Source organism: Dietzia sp. NPDC055340 (assembly GCF_053645335.1).
Genome location: NZ_JBSHML010000004.1, coordinates 118394 through 140772, shown reverse-complemented (window position 1 = coordinate 140772; position 22379 = coordinate 118394). Strand labels below are relative to the sequence as shown.

The following is a 22379-nucleotide window of genomic DNA, read 5'->3' as shown; positions in this document are numbered from 1 at the left end:
TGGCGCTTTCGGTCGGGAAGTTGGCACTTTCGGACATACGCACCGTCGGACAACCGGGTGTGTGGGTTGATAGGTTCGGGCGATGTACGAGCCGTCGTTGTCGTCGTCGCGGTCGTCGTCGGGGTCGCCCGTGTGGGCCGTGCCGCGCGGCACGGAGGGCGTGCGGATCATGGTGGAAGGCGCCGTGGCGCAGGGGATGACGACGACGATGTGCCTCGCCGGCACCGGAATTCAGCCGCCCGATCTCGCGGATGAGAACGCGCAGATCTGGGCACATCAGGAGTTCGCGGTGATCCGCAATCTGTTGGCCGAGCTCGGGGACCTGCCCGGGCTGGGGGCCGGCATCGGGGCGTATTCGACGATCGGTCGGACCGGCGTGATCGGGTTCATGATGCTCGCCGGACCGACCGTGCGCGCGGCGCTAGAGCGGGCGATCCCCTACCTCGCGTTGTCGCCGACGCACCTGCGTTTCGCGCTGGAGGAGGCAGACGGGGTCGTGTACGCGGTCGCCGCCGACGACGAGATCCCGCCCGACGTGCGCGCCTTCGTGGTGGAACGGGACCTGGCCGGATTGGCGGCGGCGTTTCGTGGAGCGCAGATCGACCTGCAGCTGGCCGGGATCGAGACCACGCTCGGGCCCGCGGGCGCGGCGCTGCTGGCGGAGGCGTGGCGGCTCGAGTCGGCGGCCGTGGCTCCGAACTGTGCGACCAACCGGCTGGTCATTCCGCGCGAGCGCCTGGACGAGCGGCTGCCGCAGGCGGATGAGAACACCGCGCGACTGTTCGAGCAGCAGTGCCGGGAGGTGCTGGACGCCCGGGTGGCCCGCGTCGGGGTGGCCGGGCAGGTGCGCAGCCGATTGCGACACGAGCGGGGTGACTGGCCGTCCATGGCGGGCGTGGCCGCTGACCTGCACTTCGACGAGCGCACGCTCCGGCGCAGGCTGACCGCGGAGGGCACGTCGTTCCGGCGACTGGTCGACGAGGTGCGGCACGGCAGGGCCCTGGAACTGCTCGGCCAGGGCGCGGCGGTGGCGGAGATCGCGCGAGATCTCGGGTACTCCGAGACCGCCACCTTCACCCGGTCGTTCACCCGCTGGGAGGGCGTGCCGCCGAGCCAGGCCCGGGAGCGGGGCCTGTGACGCGGGAGGCGCGCGAGGCCTACGCGCGGCGGGCGGGGGAGTACATCGAACACCTCGGGGCCATCTCTACGGTCCACCCCGCCGACCTCGAGCTGGTGACCCGCTGGGCGCGACAGGTGGGCGGCCCGGTCCTCGATGCCGGGTGCGGGCCCGGGCACTGGACGGCGCATCTGGCGAGAGCGGGAGTGGACGTCCGCGGCGTCGACGGCGTCAGTGAGTTCGTGGATCACGCCCGCACGGCTTATCCCGGGTGTCGTTTCGAGGAGGCCGACCTGGATGCGCTGCCGCTCGGGGATGCGAGTATGTCTGGAGTCCTCGCCTGGTACTCGCTCATCCACCACGAACCGGAGGGGATCGGTATACCGCTCGCTGAGGTCGCCCGGGTCCTGCGGCCGGGCGGTCAACTGCTGCTCGGGTTCTTCCACGGCGAGCCCGTCGAGCGTTTCGACCACGCGGTGACCCCCGCATATCGCTGGTCGATCGGGGCGCTGACCGAGCGGGTGCGGGCCGTGGGGTTCGATGTCGTGGAGACCGCCACGCGGACGGGCCGTGGGTACCGGCCACACGGGGCGATCGTCGCCCGCGCTGATTAGCTGCCTCATCAGGCATTTCCTGAGGAAACCGTCACGTGTGACTGGGGCCACCCGGGTCATGTAGCTTGCGTCACATCGGATCAAGGGGGAGACGAATGAGGCTCAGTGTAGGGGCGCAGGCCGTAGTGGTGGCGGTGCTCGCCATGGGGATGGCGGCGCCGGTCGCGAACGCGCAGAGTGTGCAGACCGAGTCGGTGGGCGGGGTGTGGGACTCGGTCCGGCCCGTGGTGGACCACACCGCGCCGCACGATGACCAGTCGTTCTACGAGGTTCCGGACGGAGTCGACCTCGCCTCGACGGCGCCGGGCACGGTGCTGAGGGAGCGGCAGATCAGCTATCACGTCGCCGCTCTGCCCACGCCGGTACAGGTCACCCAGATCCTCTACGCCACGACCAACGCACGTGGTGGGATCGAGGAGAACGTCACCAGTGTCATCCACCCGCCCGGACCGGCGACGGGGAACGTGGTGTCGTACCAGTCGTTCTACGACTCGCTGAACCCCCTGGACAATCCGTCACGGATGATCGCGGGTAATCGGTCCCTGGGTGGTCTCATCCCCGCGTTCGAGACCACGTTCATCGCTCCGTCGCTTCTCGCCGGGCACACGGTGGTCCTGGCTGATACCCAGGGCCCGGACGCGGATTTCGCCGCGGGGCCGGGATACGGCGCGGCCACCTTGGATTCGTTGCGGGCGGCGACCGCCTCGCCGACGGCCGCCGTCGGTGCGGACTCCCGGATCGGGCTGTTCGGCTACTCCGGTGGTGCGATCGCCTCCAACTGGGCGGCCATCCTTCTCGCCGACTACGCCCCGGAGCTGCGTGACCGCATCGTGGGTGTGGCGCAGGGCGGGCTGTTCGTCAACCCGGTGACCAACCTCCGATACGCGGGCGAGGGGCCGCTGTGGAGCGGCGTGGTGGGGATGGCGCTCGTAGGGCTGTCCCGCGCCTACGAGATCGACGTGGACCAGTACCTCACCGAATACGGTCAGCGGGTACTGGCCGATGTACGAGAACTGTCCATCATCGAGGCGTTCGGGCGCTACGAGAATCTGCGCTGGTCGGACATCGTCCGGCCCGAGTACCCGACCCCGCAGGACGCGCCGGAGATCATGGAGGTCATCCGAGAGATCAACATGGGCACCCGGCCGGCGCACGCGCTGCCGATGTTCGTTTTCCAGGGGGCCGGTGGGTTCCTCGAGGGCACCCCGCCCGGTGGCCCCGGCGTGGGCGACGGCGACGGCGTGATGGTCGCGGGCGACGTGCGAACCCTGATGCGGGACTACTGCGCCGGCGGAACGCAGATCGAGTACCGCGAGTACCCCTACCTCAGTCACGTGCTCGCGGCCGTCCCGTGGGTGATTGAGGGTCAGATGTGGCTCGAGGGTCGGTTCGCGGGCGCCCCGGTGACCAACAACTGCGAGACGATCCCGCCGGGGAACGACCTGTCAGGGAACTGATCCGGACCAGTTCCTTGCGGAAGTCAGGATCCCGGGGAAGATGAGCACGCACCGCCCTGGTCTGACCGCGGGTGCCCCTGAGACGCCAGAGCTCACTACCGAGGAGAAGTCGTTGAGTTTGTTCGAGACCCTGAAGACGCGCTGCGCCGCCGAATGGGACGCCTACACCCGGCACGACTTCGTGGAGAGGCTCGGCGCCGGCACCCTGCCGCTGCCGGTCTTCCAGGACTACCTGATCCAGGACTTCCACTTCCTCGTCCAGTTCACCCGCGCGAATGCCCTGGCCACGTACAAGAGCCGCACGCTGGCCGACCTCAAGGCCGCGCACGCCGCGACCGGCGCGATTCTCGCCGAGACCGAGCTGCACCTGACGCTCACCGAGCGCTGGGGCATTCCGCGCGCCGAGCTCGAGGCCGCAGCGGAGAAGCAGGCCACCGTCGCCTACACCCGCTATGTCCTGGACTCGGGGATGGCCGGGGACCTGCTGGACCTGAGCGTGGCGCTGGCCCCGTGCACGATCGGCTACGCCGAGATCGGCGCCAGGCTGCAGCCGCGGCTGGCCGAGCACGTCGGGCAGGGCGGCGAGCACCCGTACCGCGAGTGGATCGGCGAGTACTCCGGCGAGGAGTTCACCGCCGCGTCCCGCGCCGCGGTCGCCCAGCTCGACGCGCTGGCCGAGGGCGGGCTGTCCGATCGCCGGCTGGACGAGCTCACCGAGGTGTTCCGCACGGCCACGCGCCTGGAGGCCGACTTCTGGCAGCAGGCCCTCGACAGCGCGGACTGAGCGCGGGGCCGACCGGTCAGAAGAGCTGCCGCAGGTTCGCCTTGGCCAGGTCCACCAGCTCGTCGCCGCGGCCGGACAGCACGGTGCGCAGCGAGTAGAGCGTGAATCCCTTAGCCTGGGCGGCGCTGATGGACGGTGGGATCGTGAGCTCCTGACGCTCCACCTCCACGTCGAGCAGGGCGGGCCCGTCGTGGGCGAGGAACTGCTTGACGGTCTTCGGTAGATCCTTTGACTTGTCCGCCCGGAACCCCGCGAGCCCGCAGGCCTCGGCGACCTTCGAGAAGTCGGGGTTGGACAGTTCGGTACCGAAGTTCACGAAGCCGTCGGCCTTCATCTCCACCTCCACGAAGTTGTACGAGGAGTTGTTGAACACCACGACCTTCACCGGCAGGTCGTGCTCGACGAGCGTGAGCAGCTCGCCCATCAGCATGGACAGCCCACCGTCGCCCGCGAGCGCGATCACCTGCCGGCCGGGCGAGGCCGCCTGGGCGCCGATCGACTGCGACAGCGCGTTGGCCATGGACCCGTGGGTGAACGACCCGACGATCCGTCGGCGCCCGTTCATCGTCAGATAGCGGGCCGCCCAGATGACGGGGCTGCCGACGTCGGGCAGGAACACCGCGTCGTCGTCTGCAGCCTCGTCGATCAACCGCGTCAGGTACTGCGGGTGGATGGTCCGCTTCGACGGCGTGGCGAGGTCGTCCAGCGTGCGCCGCGTCTTGGCGTAGTGCTTCGTGGCATCGTCGAGATGCTTGCGGCCCGAGTGCGTACGCAGCTTGGGGAGCAGCGCCCGTATCGTCTCCGCGATACCGCCGACGAGCGGCACCTCGACCGGCGTGCGTCGCCCGATCCGCTCGCCCCGGATGTCGACCTGGATCACCGTGGCCTCGGGATAGAACTGCTGATAAGGCAGGTCGGACCCCAGAACCAGAAGGGTCTCGGCGGCCATCATGGCGCGGTAGCCCGAGGAGAACCCGAGCAGGCCGGTCATCCCCACGTCGTAGGGATTGTCGTGCTCCACCCATTCCTTGCCGCGCATCGCGTGGACGATCGGCGCCTTGAGCGTCTCCGCGATCTGCAGCAGTTCGTCGTGGGCGCCCGCGCAGCCGGCGCCCGCGAGGATCGTCACGTCCTCGCACCCGTCGAGGACCCGGGCGGCGCGAGCGAGATCCTCCTCGGCCGGGACCACCTCACTGGTGGTGGGGCGGACGGCGGCCACCTCGGCGGTGATCTCCTCCAACGCCACGTCACCGGGTAGGACGAGCACGGCCACCCCGCGCCTCTCGATGGCCGCACGCATCGCGATCCGCAGCAGCCGCGGCGCCTGCTCGGCCGACGAGACATGCTCCACGTAGACGCTGCACTCGCGGAACAGTTCCTGCGGATGGGTCTCCTGGAAGTAGCCCGTCCCGATCTCCTCCGACGGGATGTGCGCGGCCAGCGCGAGGACGGGGACCCCGGAGCGTTGGGCGTCGAACAGGCCGTTGATCAGGTGCAGGTTGCCCGGGCCACAGGAGCCGGCGCAGACGGTGAGGTCCCCCGTCAGCGCGGCCTCTGCGGAGGCGGCGAACGCGGCCGCCTCCTCGTGCCGGGTGATCATCCAATCCACGCCGTCGACTTCGCGGATGGCGTCAGTGACGCCGTTGAGCGAGTCGCCGGGTAGTCCGTAGACCCGCCGGACCCCCGAGGCGCTGAGCGTGTCGATGATGTGTCGAGCGACCGTGGTACGTGCCATGCCGCCGACCCTACGACCTCCGCGCGCGTGCGGACACCGATCGAGGAACGCGCGTCACGAGCCGGGCGGGCCCGTCGGTGTGGGCGCGGTCGCGGTGGTGGCGTCGTCGTCGACCTCGGCGCCGGGTGCCGCGCCCTCCGTCGGTCCCTCTTCCACGAGGGTGCCGTCGTCCCACACGGCCTCGCCGCGCGCGATCATGCCGGCCTCGGTGCTGAGCGTGACCTGGGGGAGGAAGAACGCGAAGAGCAGGGCGACGGCGAGGACCGGCACCACGAACCAGAGCGCGGGAGCCAACGCATTCGCGTAGGAATCCACGATCCCCTGGTGCAGCGGCTCGGGGAGGTTCGCCACGAAGGCCGGAGTGACGGCGCCCGGGTTCAACCCCGAGGCGATCGCCTGCTCCGGGTTGGCGGCCACCGTGTCGGTGAGGTTCTCGATCAGCCGGCCCGTGAACAGCGAGCCGAACCAGGCGGTGCCGATCGCCGCGCCGATCTCACGGAAGTAGTTGTTCGAGCTCGTGGCCACGCCGACCTCGCGCGGATCGACCGCGTTCTGAACCGCCAGCACGATCACCTGCATGACCAGGCCCAGGCCGGCGCCGAAGAACAGCAGCATGCCCATGATCTGCCAGATCGGGGTGGAGCCGGTCATCTGGGTCATCACCGCGACCGTGGCCGTGGTCAGCGCCATGCCGACGATCGGGTAGATGCGGTAGCGGCCCGTCTTGGTGATGGCGATACCGGAACCGATCGAGGTGGCCATGAGGCCGACCATCATGGGGATCATGAGCAGGCCCGAGCCCGCGGCCGAGGTGCCGGTGGCCATCTGCAGGAAGGTCGGGATGAAGCCGATCGCCGCGAACATGGCCACACCCAGCACGAACGCGATGGCGGTGGCCACGATGAACACGCGGCCGGTGAACAGGTGCAGCGGCAGGATCGGCTCCTCGGCGCGACGCTCGACCACCACGAGGGCGACGATGCTGGCGATGGTTCCGGCGATCATCGCGATCATGCCCGGCGAGTCCCAGGCCAGCTGGTCGCCGCCGAGGTCAGTGACCAGGACCAGACCCGCGGTGCCGAGGACCATGAACAGGATGCCGAGGTAGTCCACCTTGGCCGTGCTGCGCTTGGTGGGCAGCTTCATGTACTTCCACGCCAGCGCGAACGCGATGATGCCGACCGGCACGTTGATCCAGAAGCACCACCGCCAGTGGGCGGTGTCGGTGAAGAAACCGCCGAGCAGCGGGCCGGCGACCGCCGAGATGCCGAAGACGGCGCCCATCGGGCCCATGTACTTGCCGCGCTCGGAGGCGGGCACGATGTCGGCGATGATCGCCTGAGACAGGATCATCAGGCCGCCGCCGCCCAGACCCTGGACGCCGCGCCAGGCGACGAGTTCCCAGAAGCCCGCTTCGGTGGCCGGGTCGGTGAAGAAGCCGGCCGAGCCGGAGCCGATCGACCCGAGGGTGAAGATCGCGATGGCCAGCAGGAAGAGGTTGCGACGGCCGATGAGGTCACCGAATTTGCCGTACAGCGGCATGGTGATGGCCACGGCGAGGATGTAGATCGTGATGATCCATGCCTGGTGCTGGACGCCGTTGAGCTCGCCGACGATGGTCGGCAGGGCCGGGCCCAGGATCGACTGGTCGAGGGAGGCGAGGAACATGCCCGCCATGAGGGCGCCGAAGATGATCCAGACCGAACGCGGGGTGAGCGTGATCGGGTCGTCCCCGGCAGGCGCGGGTGGCGCCGTGGAGGTGCTGGTCAAGGAAGTGGCCTTTCATCGGTGAATGCGGTGTGTAGGAGATCGAAGTAGTGGGTGACCAGCTCCGCGAGGGGGGCGTCGGTGAGCCCGGCGCGGGCACTCTGCATGGCCGTCTGGGTGAGGCCGAGCGCGACGCTCAGGCCCACGCGGGCGAGATCGCGGTCGGCCTCGGAGGCGTAGTGCGCGGTCAGTGCGGCCTCGAACTCGGCGCCGACCGCTGCCATCGACGTGTGCAGCGTTCCGAACAGGGAGGGATCGCGTTCGAGGGCTTCCCGGACGAGGTCGTCATCGGCGGAGGCGTCCGGGTCGGACTCGGACTCGCGGAGGAAGTCCAACATGACGTCGCGGATCCGCAGGACCGGATTGGCGGCGGGGGGCGCGATGGCCTCGGTTGTGTCGGCGAAGAGGCGCAGCATCAGCCGGCGGAACCGATCGGCACCGAGGTGAACGACCGCCTCGTCCTTGGAGTCGAAGTAGTTGAAGAACGTCCGGGGTGAGACGTCGGCGCGGGCGGCGATCGACTCGACGGTCGTGGCGTGGAGGCCTTCCTCGGCGACCAGCTGCAGCGCGGCGCGGGCCAGACCGGCACGGGTGCGGGCTTTCTTCGCCTCACGCAGGCCGGTGGGCGCCGGCTCGGTGGAGGAATCCTCGGTGTTCACCAGACGATGATGCGCCACAAGTTGCAGTCTGTGCAAGTTTGCGGTGAGTGCAACGACAGTTCGGTGGTAGTCGACGGCGTCGACCGCGTTGGTGTTGGCGACTTGAACAGCATGACTGTGCTGCAGCCCAATGGGGGCGCTCTGACCCTTGGCCCACGACTAGTGACCTGGGTCATAGTGCGAAGCATCCTGGGTGGAGCGGTCAGACGTGAAGTCGGACCGGCCTCAATCCCGAATTCTCCCAGGAGGAACCCATGAGCTGCTTCCACGATTCCAACGATCTGTCCTACCTGCCCAAGCTCAAGGAGGCCGCACCCAACGAGTTCGCCGCCTGGGTCAAGCTGGACAGCCAGGTCGGCCGCAAGGACGGTGCCATCCCGCACAAGCAGCGTGAGCTCATCGCGGTCGCGTGCGCCCACATCAGCCAGTGCGTCTACTGCCTCGACGTGCACGTCAAGGCCGCGCTCGACGCCGGCGCCAGCCGCGAAGAGATCGCCGAGGCCGCCCTCATCGCCGCAGCCTTGCGTGCCGGCGGGGCCGGAGCGCACGCCGCGCTCACCATGAAGCTGGTCGACCAGCACACGGGCGGGGCCGACAAGTGACCGCCGGCACCGCGTCGTCCGGAATGCCAGCCCATGACGAGCTGATTCCGCCGCTCGAGGGCGTCCGGGTCCTGGACTTCTCCCGTTACGTCTCGGGGCCGTACGCAGGGATGCTCCTGGCCGACGCCGGAGCCGAGGTCATCAAGGTGGAGCCCGAGGGAGGCGAAATCTCCCGCAGCCTGCCGCCGATGATGCAGGACGGTGAGGGAGCCGACCACAGCACTTACTTCCTGCGGCTCAACCGGGGAAAGAAGTCCGTGGTGCTGGATCCGCGCAGCCCGGAGCAGCGCCCGGCTCTCGAGCGACTCATCGCCAGCGCCGACGTGTTGCTGGAGAATTTCCGGCCCGGCGCCTTCGAGGCGTGGGGACTGGGCTGGGACGAGTTGCAGCGGATCAACCCGGGTCTGACGTACGCCACCATCACCGGCTTCGGGCACAGTGCGAGCCGGTCCCGGGACTGGCCCGCGTTCAACCTCGTGGCCGAGGCCATGGCCGGCGTCGTGGGGCGCTTCCCCGAGGGCGACCAGCCTGCCAAGGCCGCCGGCCTGCCCTTCGGCGACTCCATGGCCAGCCTGCACGCGGTCAACGGCATCGTCATGTCGGTGTTGCGGCGCGCTCGTACCGGCCGCGGCTCGCGGGTGGACATCGCGATGTATGACTCCATGCTCTCGGCCAACGAGTGGAGCATCGCCTGCCAGTCCGGCGCCGGGATCGAGGTCGAACTCGGTGCGACCGTGCACCCGTGGTTCGCCCCCTACGGCTTCTTCGAAGCCAAGGACGGCTGGCTGGTGATCTGTGTGGCCACCGACGGTGCGTGGCAGCAGTTCTGCGCCGTGACCGGCCTCGACGAGCTGGGGCGGGACGAGCGGCTGCGTACCGGAACCGGTCGCGCCGACCTCTTCCACGAGGTCATCGCCCCGGCGATGTACGCATGGCTCGCCGCCACCCCGGCCAAGACCGCGGCGACGCTGCTCGCTGATGCCGGCGTCCCGGCAGCGCCCCTCCAACGCCCCTCCGACCTGATCGGGGACGAGCAGGCCCGCACCCGCGACATGATCACCGATCACGTCGTCGGCAAATGCGGTTCGATCGCCCTCGCCGGCAACCCCGTGCGGATCGAACCGCGCGCGACCCCTCACTCCCACGGTTTCTCGACCCCCGGGCAACACACCGACGAGATACTCGGCGAACTATTCCCCGAGCAGGCGTCCCCGCTGTCCTCACACTGAAAGCACCCCGAACCATGTCCTCTGAGCACATCGTCGCCGACCAGAGGGTCGCGCCGCCAGGAACGCACCTGGACAAGTCGACAGCCCGCCGTCGCCTCCTCGGCGGTGTCGTGGGCACCTTCGTCGAGTGGTACGACTTCCTCATCTACGGGTTGAGCGCACCTGTCCTCGCGCTGCACTTCTTCCCGTCGTCGAATCCGACCGCCGCGCTGCTGGGCACCTTCGCCATCTACGCGGTCTCGTTCTTCATCCGTCCACTCGGCGGCATCTTCTTCGGACGCCTGGGTGACAGGATCGGCCGCATCCGGATCCTCGCGGCCACCATCTTGCTCATGGGCGCCGCGACCTTCGCGATCGCGGTCCTGCCCACATACGCCTCGATCGGCATCGCGGCCCCGGCGCTGCTCCTGCTGTGCCGTCTGCTTCAGGGATTCTCCGCCGGCGGCGAGACCAGCGGTGGCCTGAGTTACATCCTCGAGTCGGCGCCCTCGGACCGCCGCGCCCGGTGGGTGGCCATCGGTGTGGCCTCGTCTTTCCTGCCCGTCGTCCTCGGTGGCATGTTCATCCTCGGTCTGCGCGGCGTCTTCGGCGACGATGCCTACACCGACTGGGCGTGGAGACTGCCGTTCGTCCTGGGCGGCATCCTGGCGGTGATCGGCCTGTGGATCCGTCGCAAGCTCGACGATCCAGAGGAGTTCACCGAGGCGGCCGCCGACAAGCAGGCGTCCGACGAGCCCGTTGCTCGCGCGAAGCCGATACTCGGCATCACCGTGATGGTGATCCTGCTGGTCGCCGTCCAAGCGGTCGGCGCCTACCTGCTCAACGGTTACATGTACACGTACATGGTCCAGACCACGGAGATGGACGCCACCACCGCGCTTGCCACCAACTCGCTGGGTGTGCTCACGATCGTGCTGCTGCTTCCGGTCTTCGGAGCACTGTGTGACACCTACGGCCGCAAGCCGATGATGTTCGCCGGTGCGACATGGTTGCTCGTCCTGGCCTACCCTTCGCTCGCCCTGGTGAGCACAGGGACGTTCGTCGGCGCACTGGTGGGACAGTTGCTCATCGGCGTGGGTGTTGCGGTGTTCGCCTCCGGCGGCTTCGTGGTGATGCTCGAATTGTTCCCCACAGCCATCCGGTTCACCGGACACGCCGTCGCCTACAGCCTCGGCTACGCGATCTTCGGCGGCACGACCCCGCTGATCGCCGCGTCACTGGTCAGTGGCACCGGCTCCGCGATGGCCCCGGCGTTCTACGTCATGGCCATCTCCGCGCTCGGCCTGCTCACCGTGCTCAAGGTCCCGGAGACCCGGTACACCAGACTGCGGGACGCCTCGGTGGTGGATTCCGTGGAGTTGGAAAACGCGACGTTCGACGAGACACCGCGTGCGAGCGCCACAGCGTCGTCGACGAGCGGGAGTGAGGTGACCCGATGAGCACGCTCGAAATCGAGGTCAGCGGACGAATCGCGTGGGTCACGCTCAATCGACCCGAGAGCCTCAACGCGATCAACGACCAGATGGCAGCCGAACTCGTCCAACGCGTGGTGCCACTGGGTGATTCCGGTGAGATCCGTGCAGTGGTGGTCCGCGGTAGCGGGCGCGCGTTCTGCGCCGGCGCCGACGTCGGCTATGCCTCCGCAGAAGGTGAACTCACTGCTGCAGAGAAGGTGGCCGGCCACGCCCGCACCCAGCGGGCACTGGAGGCCTTCGCCGCGATGCCCGTGGTGAAGATTGCCCAGATCCACGGCCACTGCGTGGGCGCCGGGCTGGTGTTGGCCTCCATGTGCGAGTTGCGCTACGCCTCAACGGACGCCAAGGTCTCGGTCCCCGAGCTGGACTTCGGCATCCCCTTCTCGATGGGGGGCCTGCCGCGGATCGTCCGCTTCCTGGGCGTCACCCGTACCGCCGACCTGGTCCTCACCGGCCGGCGGATGGGCGCCGACGAGGCGAGGGAGGGCGGTCTGATCACCGCGGTCGTGGAGCCGGAGGCATTGGCGAGCACAATCACGGAGGCTGCCGAGCGGGTCGCCGCCCGGCCGGCGTTCCTCGTCCGCGAGACCGTCGCCCGCCTAGAGGAGGCCGGACGCGCCCTGCTCGACGGTGACCGCACCGACCTCAGCTCACTCGTCCTGGCGACCATGGACACCGAGTCCCGGGCGGTGATGGATGCGTACGCTGAGAGGATTCTCCACTCCTCTCGCTGAAGGACGGTCGCGTGGCACCACAACACCCCCGTGCCCCGCGCCCCAGCGCCATGGCGATCGCTGAGAATCTGGCGCGCGAGGCCCCCGGCCTCGCGCGCCGGTTCGCACGCGAGATCGAACGGCAGGTGCCCGTCTACCAGCAGTGGTACGAACTCGGGCACGGAGACGAACTCGCCGCCGCGCTGGAGGACGTGCTCAGCGAGTTCGCCCACCTCGTCCTGACCGACGAGCACGCCCAGGGTCGGCGGGTCTTGCAGATCGCAGGGGAGCGTGCCCGGCAGGGCCTGCCCGCGAACGCCATCCTCGGTGCCTGGCGGGTCGCCGGTCATGAGCTGTGGCGGTGGCTCACCCAAGAGTTCGCCCAGGAGTTCGCCCCAGGCGGCGCGGGGATCGACCTCTGGTCGCGCTACCTGGCGTTCGCCGATCATTACGTCGAGCAGATCACGGACACGTTCTTCGCCGCCTCGCAGGAAGAACGCGTCCACGCCGCGATGGCGATGCGCGCGCAGGTGGAGCGCCTCGTCCGGGGTACACCCCCGGCGGAGACCGAGAGATCGCTCCGCGACCTGGGAGTGCTCCACCGAGACGTCGTCGTCGTCCTCTGTCGTCTCCCCGACGCCGGACCCGACGCCAGCGCCGAACTGGTGGCCGACTATAGCGCCCTGCTCAAAGATCTACGTGTGGCGGCACGTACCGAGGTGCCGTGGACGATGCAGGCCGGATCGCTCCTGGCCCTCGTGGCCGCGCCGCCCGGGTCGGGGTCGGATCTCGTGATCTCGGCACTGCTGCCGGAAAGTCCGCTGCGTGTGGGGATCAGCATGGTCATGTCCGCACGATCCGACCTATCGGTGGCCCGTGACCAGGCCGAACGGGCGATGCACGCCACCACCGCGCTGCACCCGGTCAACGATTTCAACCGCATGTCCCTGCTCGAGGTCGCCGCGATGCAGGCGTCCATACAGTGGGCGGACCTGCCTGGATGGACCCGACGAATCCTGTCCGACCCCAGGCACCATGGTGAGTGGGAGGCCACCGGCCGCGCGCTGATGGCACACGGCGGCAACGTGCAAGCCGCGGCCCGCGCCTTGCACGTGCACACCAACACCGTCTATTACCGGCTCGACACGATCCGTGCGGCAACCGGCGCCGACCTCCGCGACGCCCGCACGCTCGCCGAGTTGGAGCTCGCGGCCGTGAGCAGGGACGTCGGGGTACTCGTCGTGCCGGGGGAGAACAGTTAGGCGACGTCGCGGCGGTGGAAGTCGGGGAAACCCACACCAAGCAGAAGGGAGGTGATCGCGGTGAGCGCGAGCAGGCCGCTCACAGAGGAATCGCCTCGATCTCGGTCCCGGCGGCCAGCGAGGTCACGTCGGCGGGGATCTCCACCAGCACGTCAGCGCGGGCCATCGAGGCCACCAGGTGTGAGCCGGGGCCGGAGACCGGCTCGGCGACGGGGATGCCAGCACCGGAGTCCGGGCCGAGCGCCGCCCGCAGGAACTGGACCTTCCCGGCGGGGGAGGTGACGTCACGCGAGAGCCGGGCCCGCACGGGCTGCACCGGCGACCGGCCCACCGCCTCGAGGATGACCGGCCGCAGCAGCACCACGAACGACACCAACGCGCTCACGGGATTGCCCGGCAGGCACACCACGGGCGTGTCCCGCCACGTCGACATCCCCTGCGGGCCACCGGGCTGCATGGCGATCGGCGCGAACCGGGCTCCGTCGCGTCCGTCGAGCACCTGCCGCACCACCTCGGCGTCGCCCATCGACACCGCGCCCACGGTCACCACCAGGTCCGCGTCGGAGGCCGCGGAATCGAGGACCGCGGTGAACTCGTCGCGGTCGTCGCCGCTGGTCAACGTCGCGGTCACCTCGCAGCCACATGCTTTGAGTGCGGCCGTCAGGGTCAGCGAGTTGGACTCCCAGATCTGCCCCGGCCCCAGCGGCCGCCCGGGCGCGACCAGCTCCGAACCGGTGGCCACCACCCCGACCCGGGGTCGCGGCCGCACGTCCAGCGCCGACTCGCCCAGCGAGGCCGCCGCCGCCAGGTGTCGCGCCCGGAGCTGCACGCCCGCCGGGATCACCACGTCACCGGCGCGGACGTCGTCGCCGGGACTCCGGACGAACTCGCCCCGCGCGCGGGGTGCCCGCACCAGCACCACCGAGCCGTCGTCCGGGTCCGGTGAGGTGTCCTCCACGGGAACGACACAGTCCGCGCCCTCGGGGACGGGCGCCCCGGTCATGATCTTGCAGGCCTCGTCGTCGTCGACCCCCGGCCCCGGCCCCTGGCCGGCGTGCACCGCCCCCACCACCCGCAACCGCGCGGGCGCGTCGGGGCTCGCCGCGGCCACATCCGCCGACCGCACCGCGTACCCGTCCATCTGCGAGTTCACGAACAACGGCAGGTCCACCGCGGCGCGCAGGTCGCGGGCCAGCACCGAGTCGGGGCACGCCACCAACGGCAGTCGGGTGGACTGCGCGGCGCGGGCCAACATCGGCGCCAGGTGCGTGCGCACGAGGTCGCGGTAGCCGTCGGGGGACGGGCGCGCGGTGTCGCTGTGGGAGGAAGCCATGCCACCACGGTAACCGCGTTGTAGTGTGCCTACGGCCCGCGCGCGGCGGTCCGCGGACGGTGAAGGGTGACGGGTGGGACGTGACGGAGAAGAAGAACGACGGTAGGACGACGACGACAACGCCAGATGCGACGTCCGCCCGCACCGGCCTGTGGTCGGTCCACGGGGACGGCAAGAACATCCGGCCCGGCGAGGTCGTGGCCCCGATGGAGCGGCTGAGCTGGCCGCGCACGATCGGCATCGGCGCGCAGCACGTCGTCTCGATGTTCGGCGCGACGTTCGTGTTCCCCATCATCATGGGGCTCAACCCGCAGCTGGCGATCCTGTTCTCCGGCGTCTGTACGCTGCTGTTCCTCGCGGTGGTTAAGGGGCAGGTGCCCAGCTACCTCGGCACGTCCGTGGCGTTCGTCGGCGCGGTCGCCGCGATCCGGGCGCAGGGCGGCACGAGCGCCGAGGTGACCGGCGCGATGCTCGTGGCCGGCGCGGCGCTGCTGGTGGTGGGCCTGGTGGTGCACTTCGTCGGCGGCCGTGTGGTGACGGCCGTGCTGCCGCCGGTCGTCACAGGCGCCGTGGTGATGCTGCTCGGCTTCAACCTCGCGCCCGTCGTGGCGGAGACGTACTGGCCGCAGGACCAGTGGGTCGCGTTGGCGGTGATGATCGTGCTGATCGGGATGACCGTCGGGCTCAAGGGCTTCGCGGGGCGGATCGCGATCTTCCTCGCGCTGATCTTCGGCTACGTCCTGTCCTGGGTGCTGGACGTACTCACCGGGCCCATCACGTCGTTCAGCGCCACCGCCGGTGAGGTGACCGAGCACCTGCGCGTCGACTGGTCCGGGGTGGCCGACGCGGCCTGGATCGGGCTGCCGCCCATGACCGACGAGGCCGCCGGCGTGGTGGGTATCCACGCGCCCGACTTCTCGCTGGCGTTCGTGCTGCTGGTGGTGCCCGGGGTGATCGCGCTGATCGCCGAGAACGCGGGGCACGTCAAGGCGATCGGCGAGATCACGCGCACCGAGACCGACGGGCTCATGGGGCGCGCGCTGGCCGCTGACGGTGCCGGCACCGTGCTGGCCACCTCGTTCGGCGGGTCGGCCACCACGACGTACGCCGAGAACATCGGCGTGATGGCCGCGACCAAGGTGTACTCCACCGCCGCCTACGTGGTGGCCGCGCTGACCGCGATCGTGCTGGGATGTTCCCCCAAGCTCGGTGCCGTGATCTCCGCGACCCCCGGCGGCGTGCTCGGCGGGATCACGGTGGTGCTCTACGGCATGATCGGCCTGCTCGGCGCCAAGATCTGGAAGGAGAACCGGGTCGACTTCGGCAATCCCCTCAACCTGGTGCCGGTCGCGGCGGGCGTGGTGATCGCCGTGGGCGACACCACGCTGCACATCACGGATTCGTTCCAGCTCGGCGGCATCGCCCTGGGCACCCTCGTTGTGGTGCTGGGCTACCACCTCGGCCGGGTGATCGCGCCGCAGCTGCGCGCCCAGGCCGAGCGGGACGAGATCCATGAGATGACCCTGCTCGGGCCCAACCCGGAGGTCGAGGATCCGGGTCCGGCCTAGACTGGCCGCAGCGACCGAAGATGGGAGGTGTAGCCGTGGCAGCGTCCGAGATCGGAACGCGCTCACCGCGCCCCGCCACGCCGCTGCTCGTCGACTCGTTCGGGCGAGTGGCCCGGGACCTCCGGGTCTCCCTCACCGAGAAGTGTTCGCTCCGCTGCACCTATTGCATGCCGGAGGAGGGGCTGCCCCCGATCCCCGATGAGGCGAGGATGACCACCGAGGAGGTCATCCGGTTGGTGGCCCTGGCGCACCGCGATCTGGGCGTCCACGAGGTGCGGTTCACCGGCGGCGAGCCGCTCATGCGCCAGGACCTCGAGCGGATCATCGCCGGCACGCGCGCCGAGTGCCCGGACCTGCCGATCGCCATGACCAGCAACGGGGTGGGTCTCGAACACCGCATCGGCGGGCTCGTCGACGCCGGGCTGGACCGCATCAACATCTCGTTGGACACCGTCAACCGGGCCGAGTTCGCCGAGCTGACCCGGCGCGACAGGCTGCCGTCGGTGCTGCGCGGCGTGCGGGCGGCGGTGGCCGCGGGCCTCGACCCGGTCAAGGTCAACGCCGTGCCCATGCGGGCCACGCTGCACGGGGCGCCCGACCTGCTGGAGTGGGCGCTCGCCGAGAGCGTCCAACTGCGCTTCATCGAGGAGATGCCGCTCGACGCGGACAACACCTGGTCGCGGGTGGAGATGGTCACCGCGCAGGAGGTCCTCGACTCGCTGTCGACCCGGTACGAGCTGATCCCCGCGGGTCGTGACGACCCGTCGGCGCCGGCCGAGTTGTGGGAGGTGGCCGGGCACGCCGTGGGCGGCCGGCCCGCGACGGTCGGCGTGATCGCCACGGTCACCCGGAACTTCTGCGCCGCCTGCGACCGCACCCGCCTCACCGCCGAGGGCACGGTCCGGTCGTGCCTGTTCAGCGACGACGAGACGGACGTGCTCGGGGTCCTGCGCTCCGGGGCGCCGGACCGCGAGGTCGCCGACGCATGGCGCGGTGCGATGTGGGGCAAGCAGGCCGGTCACGGGATCGGCGGCACGGCGTTCCACCGGCCGCGGCGGTCGATGGGAGCCATCGGTGGGTGACGTGTCAGAGTCAGGCGATAACATCGGCGATGTGAGCAGTAATCCGAGAGTGATCACCGTGGGCTATTACGCCGCGGCGGAAGACGCGGCAGGCACGGCCCGCGAACGGCTGCACACGCACGCCGCCACCGTCGGCGAGCTGGCCCGCGAGGTCTGCGAGCGCCACGGCGAGCCGTTGGCGAGCATCGTCACCGTGTCCTCCTTCCTGGTCGGCGAGGAGACCACCCGGGACCCGCACGCCTCGATCACCGGTGTCTCGGAGGTCGACGTACTGCCGCCGTTCGCCGGGGGCTGACTCGTGCGCCAGCGCCCGGTCCTCGCCGTCCTGACCGCAGTTCTCGCCTGCTCGGGGGCCGCGGCCTGTGCGAGTGAGGAAGTCGAGGAGGAGGCCGTCACCATAGGCGTGGCGGCCGCACCGTCGCTGTCGGCGGCGTTCACGGAGATCATCAGCGTCTTCGAGGCCGACAATCCCGGGGTGCGGGTCAGCATCGAGCTGGGCAAGTCAGGCGAGATCGCGAAGAGCCTCGGCTCGCGGTCGGACATCAACGTGTTCGCCTCCGCGAGCGAGGAGGCGATGCAGAGGGTCGTGGCGGAGGGGGCGGCGGTGGACCCGCGCGTCTTCGCACGCAATCACGTGGTGTTGGCGGTGCCGTCGGGCAACCCCAAGGACGTCTCCGGCCTGGAGGATCTCGACCGGGAGGGCCTGCGGGTGGGGCTCTGCGATGTGGAGGTGCCCTGTGGCCAGGCCGCCGACACCCTATTGACGGCGGCAGGGGAGGACCCGGTCGACGTCGAACGGATCGCCGGGTCCCGGGCGCTCGCCGCCCAGCTCGCGGACAACGACGCCGACGTGGGGATCATCTACCGGACCGACGTGGCCAGCTCGCACGGTTGGGTCGAGGAGGTGGACGTCGACCCGCGGGACCGCGAACTCCAGCAGGCCTCCGGCACGACCAGCTATGTTCTGGCCCGGGTGCCCGGCGGCGAGGACGGCCCGTCCTCCGAGGCGAAGGCGGCCGCGTCGGACAGATTCGTCGAGTTGGTGCTCTCCAGCCGCGGACGCAGCGCGCTCCTCAACTCGGGGCTTGAGGCGGTCTCCGGCTGAGCCGGTATCAACGAGAACTTAGACTGGGGGCCCATGAGCACCGCTGAACCGCAGGCCGGGTCTCGGCGTAGGGGATCGTGGCACCGGCGGGCGACCCGGCCGGTCCAGTTGTGGATGATCGCCCTGGTGATCCTGGGCATGGTCCACCGCTGGGTTCCGGCCTCCACATGGGTGCTCGTCCACATGTTCACGCTGGGGCTGATCACCAACTCGATCCTCGTGTGGGGGCAACACTTCACCGAGACACTGCTGCACCGGCGATCCCCGGAGAGTGCCCGAGGTGTGCAGGTGCGCCGGATCATGGTGCTCAACGCCGGTGTCGTGGTGCTGGTGGCGGGCATGATCGCCGCGTTCCCGGTGGCGATCATCGCGGGCGCGGCTGTCGTCGGCGGGGCGGTGTGCTGGTACATCGTGGGCCTGGTCCGGCAGATCCGGGCCGCCGCCCCGTCCCGCTTCCGGCCCATCGTGAAGTACTACGCCATCGCGGCGGCGTTCCTTCCCGCGGGAGCGGTGGCCGGCGCGTTCATGGGGGTCGGCGTCCCCGCGGAGTGGTCCGTCCGGCTGCACGCGTTCCACCTCGCGGTCAATGTGCTGGGCTTCGTCGGCATCACCGTGCTCACCACCCTGGTGACCTTCTGGGCGACCGTCCTGCGGGCGCCGATGGCGGAGGGGCAGGACACGGCGGCCACGCAGTCGCTCGTCGTGCTGTCGGTCTCCGTCGTCGCGGTGGCCGCGGCCTCGTTGGCCGGCGCGTGGATCGTCACGGCCGCGGCGATGGTCGTGTACCTGGGGGCCGTCCTCTGGCACCTCTACTATCTCGCCCGCATGGCGCGCCGGACGCCGCCGCGGGAGTTCGCGTCGATGAGCATCGGCTGCGGCCTGATCTGGTTCCCGGTCGCGGTGGGCTGGGCGGCCCTGCTGGTCGCGGCGGACCGTGTCGAGGACCTCGGCGCCGTGACCGTGCCACTCCTGGCCGGGGCGGCCGCCCAGATCCTGTTCGGGGCGATGAGCTTCCTCATGCCCACCGTGATGCGAGGCGGTCCCGCCGCGGTGCGGGCCGGCATGATCGAGATGAACCGCCTGGCCGTGTTCCGGCTGGTGCTGGTCAACGCCGGCCTGCTCGTGTTCCTCGCCCCCGGCGGAACGAGCTGGACCCGGGTCGTGGGCTCGTCCCTGACGTTCCTGGGCTTCGTCCTGTTCCTCCCGGTGATGATCCGCGCGGTCCGCGCCCAGTTGCGGGTCATCCGCGAGACCGCGGCGGCGCGCGAGGCGGGGGAGAAGCCCGCCCGGGTCAGCGCGGACACGCCCCGGCCGCCGATCGCGCCGGGGAAGCAGCGCAATTTGACCGGCGCGTTGGCCGCGGTCCTGGTCGTGGTGCTCGCCACGGGGGCCGCCCTCGCCGTCGACCCCTCCTCGCCGCTGCGCCGCGGCGGCGAGGCCGTCGCCGTGACCCCCACCGGCAACACCACGTCCGTCGAGGTCGCCGCGGACGGCATGCGGTTCTTCCCCGACACCGTGACGATCCCCGCCGGGGACCGGCTGGAGATCACCCTCACCAACCGCGACGAGACCAACATCCACGACCTGTACCTGACCAACGGCGCCGACTCGGGCCGGGTCGGCCCGGGCGAGACCGTCACGTTCGACGCCGGGGTGATCGGCCGCTCGCTCGAGGGCTGGTGCACGATCGCCGGGCACAAGGCGATGGGTATGACCTTCAGCGTGCTGGTCGAAGGCGGCTCTGGCGCTGGCTCCGGCACCCTCGAAGATTTCGGCGCCCCCTCGTGGCCCGGCTCCGTCCCCGGTGACCGCACCACGCACGGCGGCGCCCCGACCTCGGCGATCGACGTGATGGCGCCGCCGTCGGACGACTTCGCGACCCGCGACCCCGTGCTGGCCGCCGCGCCGCCCGGGCGCGTCCACCGCGTCACGCTCACCGTCGAGGAGACGACCGACGAGCTCGCCCCCGGGGTGGTGCGTCCCGTGTGGACCTACAACGGCGGGCTACCGGCGCCGACGCTGCGGGGCAGGGTCGGCGACGAGTTCGTGGTGACGCTGCGCAACGAGGGCACGATGGGGCACTCGATCGACTTCCACGCCGGCGACGTGAGTCCCGACGAGGTGATGCGCACGATCCCGCCCGGGGAGGAACTCGAGTACCGGTTCACCGTCAACCGCGCCGGTGCCTGGCTCTACCACTGCGCCAGCATGCCGATGACCGGACACGTCGCCGCGGGGCTGTTCGGCGCGCTCATCGTGGACCCGCCGGATCTGCCGCCGGTCGACCGTGAGTACGTGCTGGTGCAGTCCGAGTCGTACCTCGGCGGGCCGGACGAGCCGTTCGACATGGACAAGATCGCCGCCCGGCAACCGGATCTGGTGATGTTCAACGGGCACGCCACCCAGTACCGCCGTGACCCGCTCACCGCGCGCGTCGGCGAGACGGTGCGGATCTGGGTGGTGGTGGCCGGGCCGAGCGACGGCACGAGCTTCCACGTGGTGGGCTCGCAGTTCGACACCGTCTACAAAGAGGGCGGTTACCTGCTGCGTGAGGGCCGCGACGCGTTCGGCGGCGGCAGCGGCGGGGCGCAGGCGCTGGACCTCTCGCCCGCGCAGGGCGGGTTCGTGGAGATGACCTTCGTCGAGCCGGGCCGGTACACGTTCGTCGACCATTCGTTCGCCGACGCCGAGAAGGGTGCGACGGGCTTCATCGACGTCACCGGCTGACCCGACAGCGGCATCCGCGCTCGCGACTGCGCGGCGGCAGCATCGATAAGTGGGTTTCGCACGTCGGCACTCGGGCAATGCGTGCGGAAGTCTCTGCGCGATGGGTGACCCGGGAGTCTCGTGCGCGGGGAATAAGCGGGCAGACCCATCGGTTAATGTAGGTGATACATCATCAAAAATCGCAGTCGTCCGTAACGCAGGAGTTGTCATGCCCGTCTTCGTCCAGAACCCCGATCCGCGCAGCCTCGTCGAACGCCCCGCCGACCGACTGTTGCCCGCCGATGCGCGCATGGGCGCCGTGGAACTCCTGGTCCGCGACCTCGACGCGATGATCGCCTTCTACTCCCGCGGTGTGACCCTGGACGTGCTCGAGCAGTCGGGTGAGACCGCGGAGCTCGGCCGGGGCGGACAGCCGCTCGTGCGCCTGCGCCGCGTCCGCGATCTGCCGCCGCGGCGACCCGGGGAGGCGGGGCTGTTCCACACCGCCGTGCTCTTCGAGGACCGTCAGTCGCTCGCGTTCGCCGCGGCGTCGGTGGCACGACTCGCACCGCAGTCGTTCACCGGTAGTTCCGACCATCTCTACAGTGAGGCCTTCTACTTCGACGACCCCGAGGGCAACGGCGTCGAGCTGTACGTGGACCGCCCCCGGGAGACCTGGCAGCGCGACGGCAACGGCCTGCTCCAGACCGCGACCAACGCCCTGGACCCCAACGCGTTTCTGCGCGCCCATCTCCCGCAACGGCCGGTCGCGCCGCCGCCGGCCACGCTCGGGCACGTCCACCTGCAGGTCGGTGACATCGGCGTGGCCCGCGACTTCTACGTGGACGCCCTCGGGTTCGAGGTCATGAGTGACCTCGGGACTGCGCTGTTCATCGCGGCCGGCGGGTACCACCACCATGTTGCCGTCAATACCTGGGGCACCGCGGGAGCCGGGCCCCGCGCCGCCGCCCTGGGTCTGGGGCAGGTGAACATCGACCTGCCCGATGACGACGACGTCGCCGCGCTGCAGCAGCGACTGGTCGATCATCGAATCGAGGTGCGGCACGACGGTCGCACACTGCGTTTCGACGACCCGTGGGGCACCCTCATCCAGGTCGCCCCCGCGGGTGCCTGATCTCGAACCGGCCCCGGGGCGGGCGTTCTGACCTAG

Annotated in this window: 19 protein-coding genes; 15 read left to right on the top strand and 4 right to left on the bottom strand. The window is 70.1% G+C overall.

Going from position 1 to position 22379, the window contains the following annotated elements:
• Positions 1 to 82 precede the first annotated feature (82 nt).
• From ACWIFB_RS04035 to ACWIFB_RS04020, 4 genes are all read left to right on the top strand, one after another.
• Positions 83 to 1138 (top strand): AraC family transcriptional regulator ligand-binding domain-containing protein, encoded by a 1056-nt coding sequence (locus ACWIFB_RS04035; RefSeq protein WP_454057386.1) that lies wholly within the window; start codon positions 83 to 85, stop codon positions 1136 to 1138.
• Positions 1135 to 1731 carry a class I SAM-dependent methyltransferase gene (locus ACWIFB_RS04030; protein WP_454057385.1) on the top strand — a complete coding sequence of 199 codons (597 nt, stop codon included), beginning with the start codon at positions 1135 to 1137 and terminating at the stop codon, positions 1729 to 1731. Before ACWIFB_RS04035 ends, ACWIFB_RS04030 begins: the two co-directional genes overlap by 4 nt.
• A gap of 95 nt (positions 1732 to 1826) precedes the next feature.
• Entirely contained in the window at positions 1827 to 3188 is a 1362-nt protein-coding gene (locus ACWIFB_RS04025) for a lipase family protein (protein WP_454057384.1), read from the top strand.
• A gap of 112 nt (positions 3189 to 3300) precedes the next feature.
• Positions 3301 to 3972 carry a TenA family protein gene (locus tag ACWIFB_RS04020; RefSeq protein ID WP_230930954.1) on the top strand — a complete coding sequence of 224 codons (672 nt, stop codon included), beginning with the start codon at positions 3301 to 3303 and terminating at the stop codon, positions 3970 to 3972.
• Positions 3973 to 3988: 16 nt separating this feature from the next.
• Here the strand turns inward: ACWIFB_RS04020 and poxB are convergent, their stop codons facing one another.
• The 3 genes from poxB to ACWIFB_RS04005 are packed head-to-tail and all read right to left on the bottom strand — an operon-like array spanning position 3989 to position 8133.
• Positions 3989 to 5707, bottom strand: coding sequence for a ubiquinone-dependent pyruvate dehydrogenase (poxB, locus tag ACWIFB_RS04015; protein WP_454057383.1), 1719 nt, complete (start codon positions 5705 to 5707; stop codon positions 3989 to 3991).
• A 54-nt stretch (positions 5708 to 5761) separates the two neighbouring features.
• A complete protein-coding gene (locus ACWIFB_RS04010; protein ID WP_454057382.1) occupies positions 5762 to 7477 on the bottom strand; it encodes an MDR family MFS transporter in 1716 nt (571 codons plus the stop codon).
• Complete coding sequence (locus ACWIFB_RS04005) at positions 7474 to 8133, bottom strand: TetR/AcrR family transcriptional regulator (RefSeq protein ID WP_230930917.1); 660 nt, start codon at positions 8131 to 8133, stop codon at positions 7474 to 7476. The genes ACWIFB_RS04010 and ACWIFB_RS04005 overlap by 4 nt, the downstream gene beginning before the upstream one ends.
• A gap of 254 nt (positions 8134 to 8387) precedes the next feature.
• Between ACWIFB_RS04005 and ACWIFB_RS04000 the strand changes: the two genes are divergently transcribed.
• From ACWIFB_RS04000 to ACWIFB_RS03980, 5 genes are read left to right on the top strand one after another with little or no spacing between them, the layout of a single operon-like run.
• Positions 8388 to 8735, top strand: coding sequence for a carboxymuconolactone decarboxylase family protein (locus ACWIFB_RS04000; RefSeq protein WP_454057381.1), 348 nt, complete (start codon positions 8388 to 8390; stop codon positions 8733 to 8735).
• Positions 8732 to 9964 (top strand): CaiB/BaiF CoA transferase family protein, encoded by a 1233-nt coding sequence (locus tag ACWIFB_RS03995; RefSeq protein WP_295652411.1) that lies wholly within the window; start codon positions 8732 to 8734, stop codon positions 9962 to 9964. Before ACWIFB_RS04000 ends, ACWIFB_RS03995 begins: the two co-directional genes overlap by 4 nt.
• Positions 9965 to 9978: 14 nt before the next feature.
• Positions 9979 to 11403, top strand: coding sequence for an MFS transporter (locus tag ACWIFB_RS03990; RefSeq protein ID WP_295652413.1), 1425 nt, complete (start codon positions 9979 to 9981; stop codon positions 11401 to 11403).
• On the top strand, positions 11400 to 12173 hold the full coding sequence (locus ACWIFB_RS03985; RefSeq protein ID WP_295652415.1) for an enoyl-CoA hydratase/isomerase family protein: 774 nt from the start codon (positions 11400 to 11402) through the stop codon (positions 12171 to 12173). Before ACWIFB_RS03990 ends, ACWIFB_RS03985 begins: the two co-directional genes overlap by 4 nt.
• 11 nt (positions 12174 to 12184) lie before the next feature.
• Positions 12185 to 13414: a PucR family transcriptional regulator gene (locus ACWIFB_RS03980; RefSeq protein ID WP_454057380.1), complete on the top strand. Its 1230-nt coding sequence runs from the start codon at positions 12185 to 12187 to the stop codon at positions 13412 to 13414.
• Positions 13415 to 13493: 79 nt separating this feature from the next.
• On the opposite strand, the gene ACWIFB_RS03975 is transcribed toward ACWIFB_RS03980, so the two are convergent.
• Positions 13494 to 14747 (bottom strand): molybdopterin molybdotransferase MoeA, encoded by a 1254-nt coding sequence (locus ACWIFB_RS03975; protein WP_454057379.1) that lies wholly within the window; start codon positions 14745 to 14747, stop codon positions 13494 to 13496.
• Between the two features lie 206 nt (positions 14748 to 14953).
• Here ACWIFB_RS03975 and ACWIFB_RS03970 point away from each other — a divergent pair, with 206 nt between their 5' ends.
• From ACWIFB_RS03970 to ACWIFB_RS03945, 6 genes are all read left to right on the top strand, one after another.
• Positions 14954 to 16315 (top strand): uracil-xanthine permease family protein, encoded by a 1362-nt coding sequence (locus ACWIFB_RS03970; RefSeq protein WP_454057462.1) that lies wholly within the window; start codon positions 14954 to 14956, stop codon positions 16313 to 16315.
• Between the two features lie 20 nt (positions 16316 to 16335).
• Positions 16336 to 17397: a GTP 3',8-cyclase MoaA gene (gene moaA / locus ACWIFB_RS03965; RefSeq protein ID WP_454057378.1), complete on the top strand. Its 1062-nt coding sequence runs from the start codon at positions 16336 to 16338 to the stop codon at positions 17395 to 17397.
• 31 nt (positions 17398 to 17428) lie between these two features.
• On the top strand, positions 17429 to 17692 hold the full coding sequence (locus tag ACWIFB_RS03960) for a MoaD/ThiS family protein (protein ID WP_454057377.1): 264 nt from the start codon (positions 17429 to 17431) through the stop codon (positions 17690 to 17692).
• A gap of 3 nt (positions 17693 to 17695) precedes the next feature.
• Entirely contained in the window at positions 17696 to 18502 is an 807-nt protein-coding gene (locus tag ACWIFB_RS03955; protein WP_452099736.1) for a molybdate ABC transporter substrate-binding protein, read from the top strand.
• A 33-nt stretch (positions 18503 to 18535) separates the two neighbouring features.
• Positions 18536 to 21229 carry a multicopper oxidase domain-containing protein gene (locus ACWIFB_RS03950; protein ID WP_454057376.1) on the top strand — a complete coding sequence of 898 codons (2694 nt, stop codon included), beginning with the start codon at positions 18536 to 18538 and terminating at the stop codon, positions 21227 to 21229.
• A gap of 208 nt (positions 21230 to 21437) precedes the next feature.
• A complete protein-coding gene (locus ACWIFB_RS03945; RefSeq protein WP_452099738.1) occupies positions 21438 to 22343 on the top strand; it encodes a VOC family protein in 906 nt (301 codons plus the stop codon).
• Positions 22344 to 22379 lie beyond the last annotated feature (36 nt).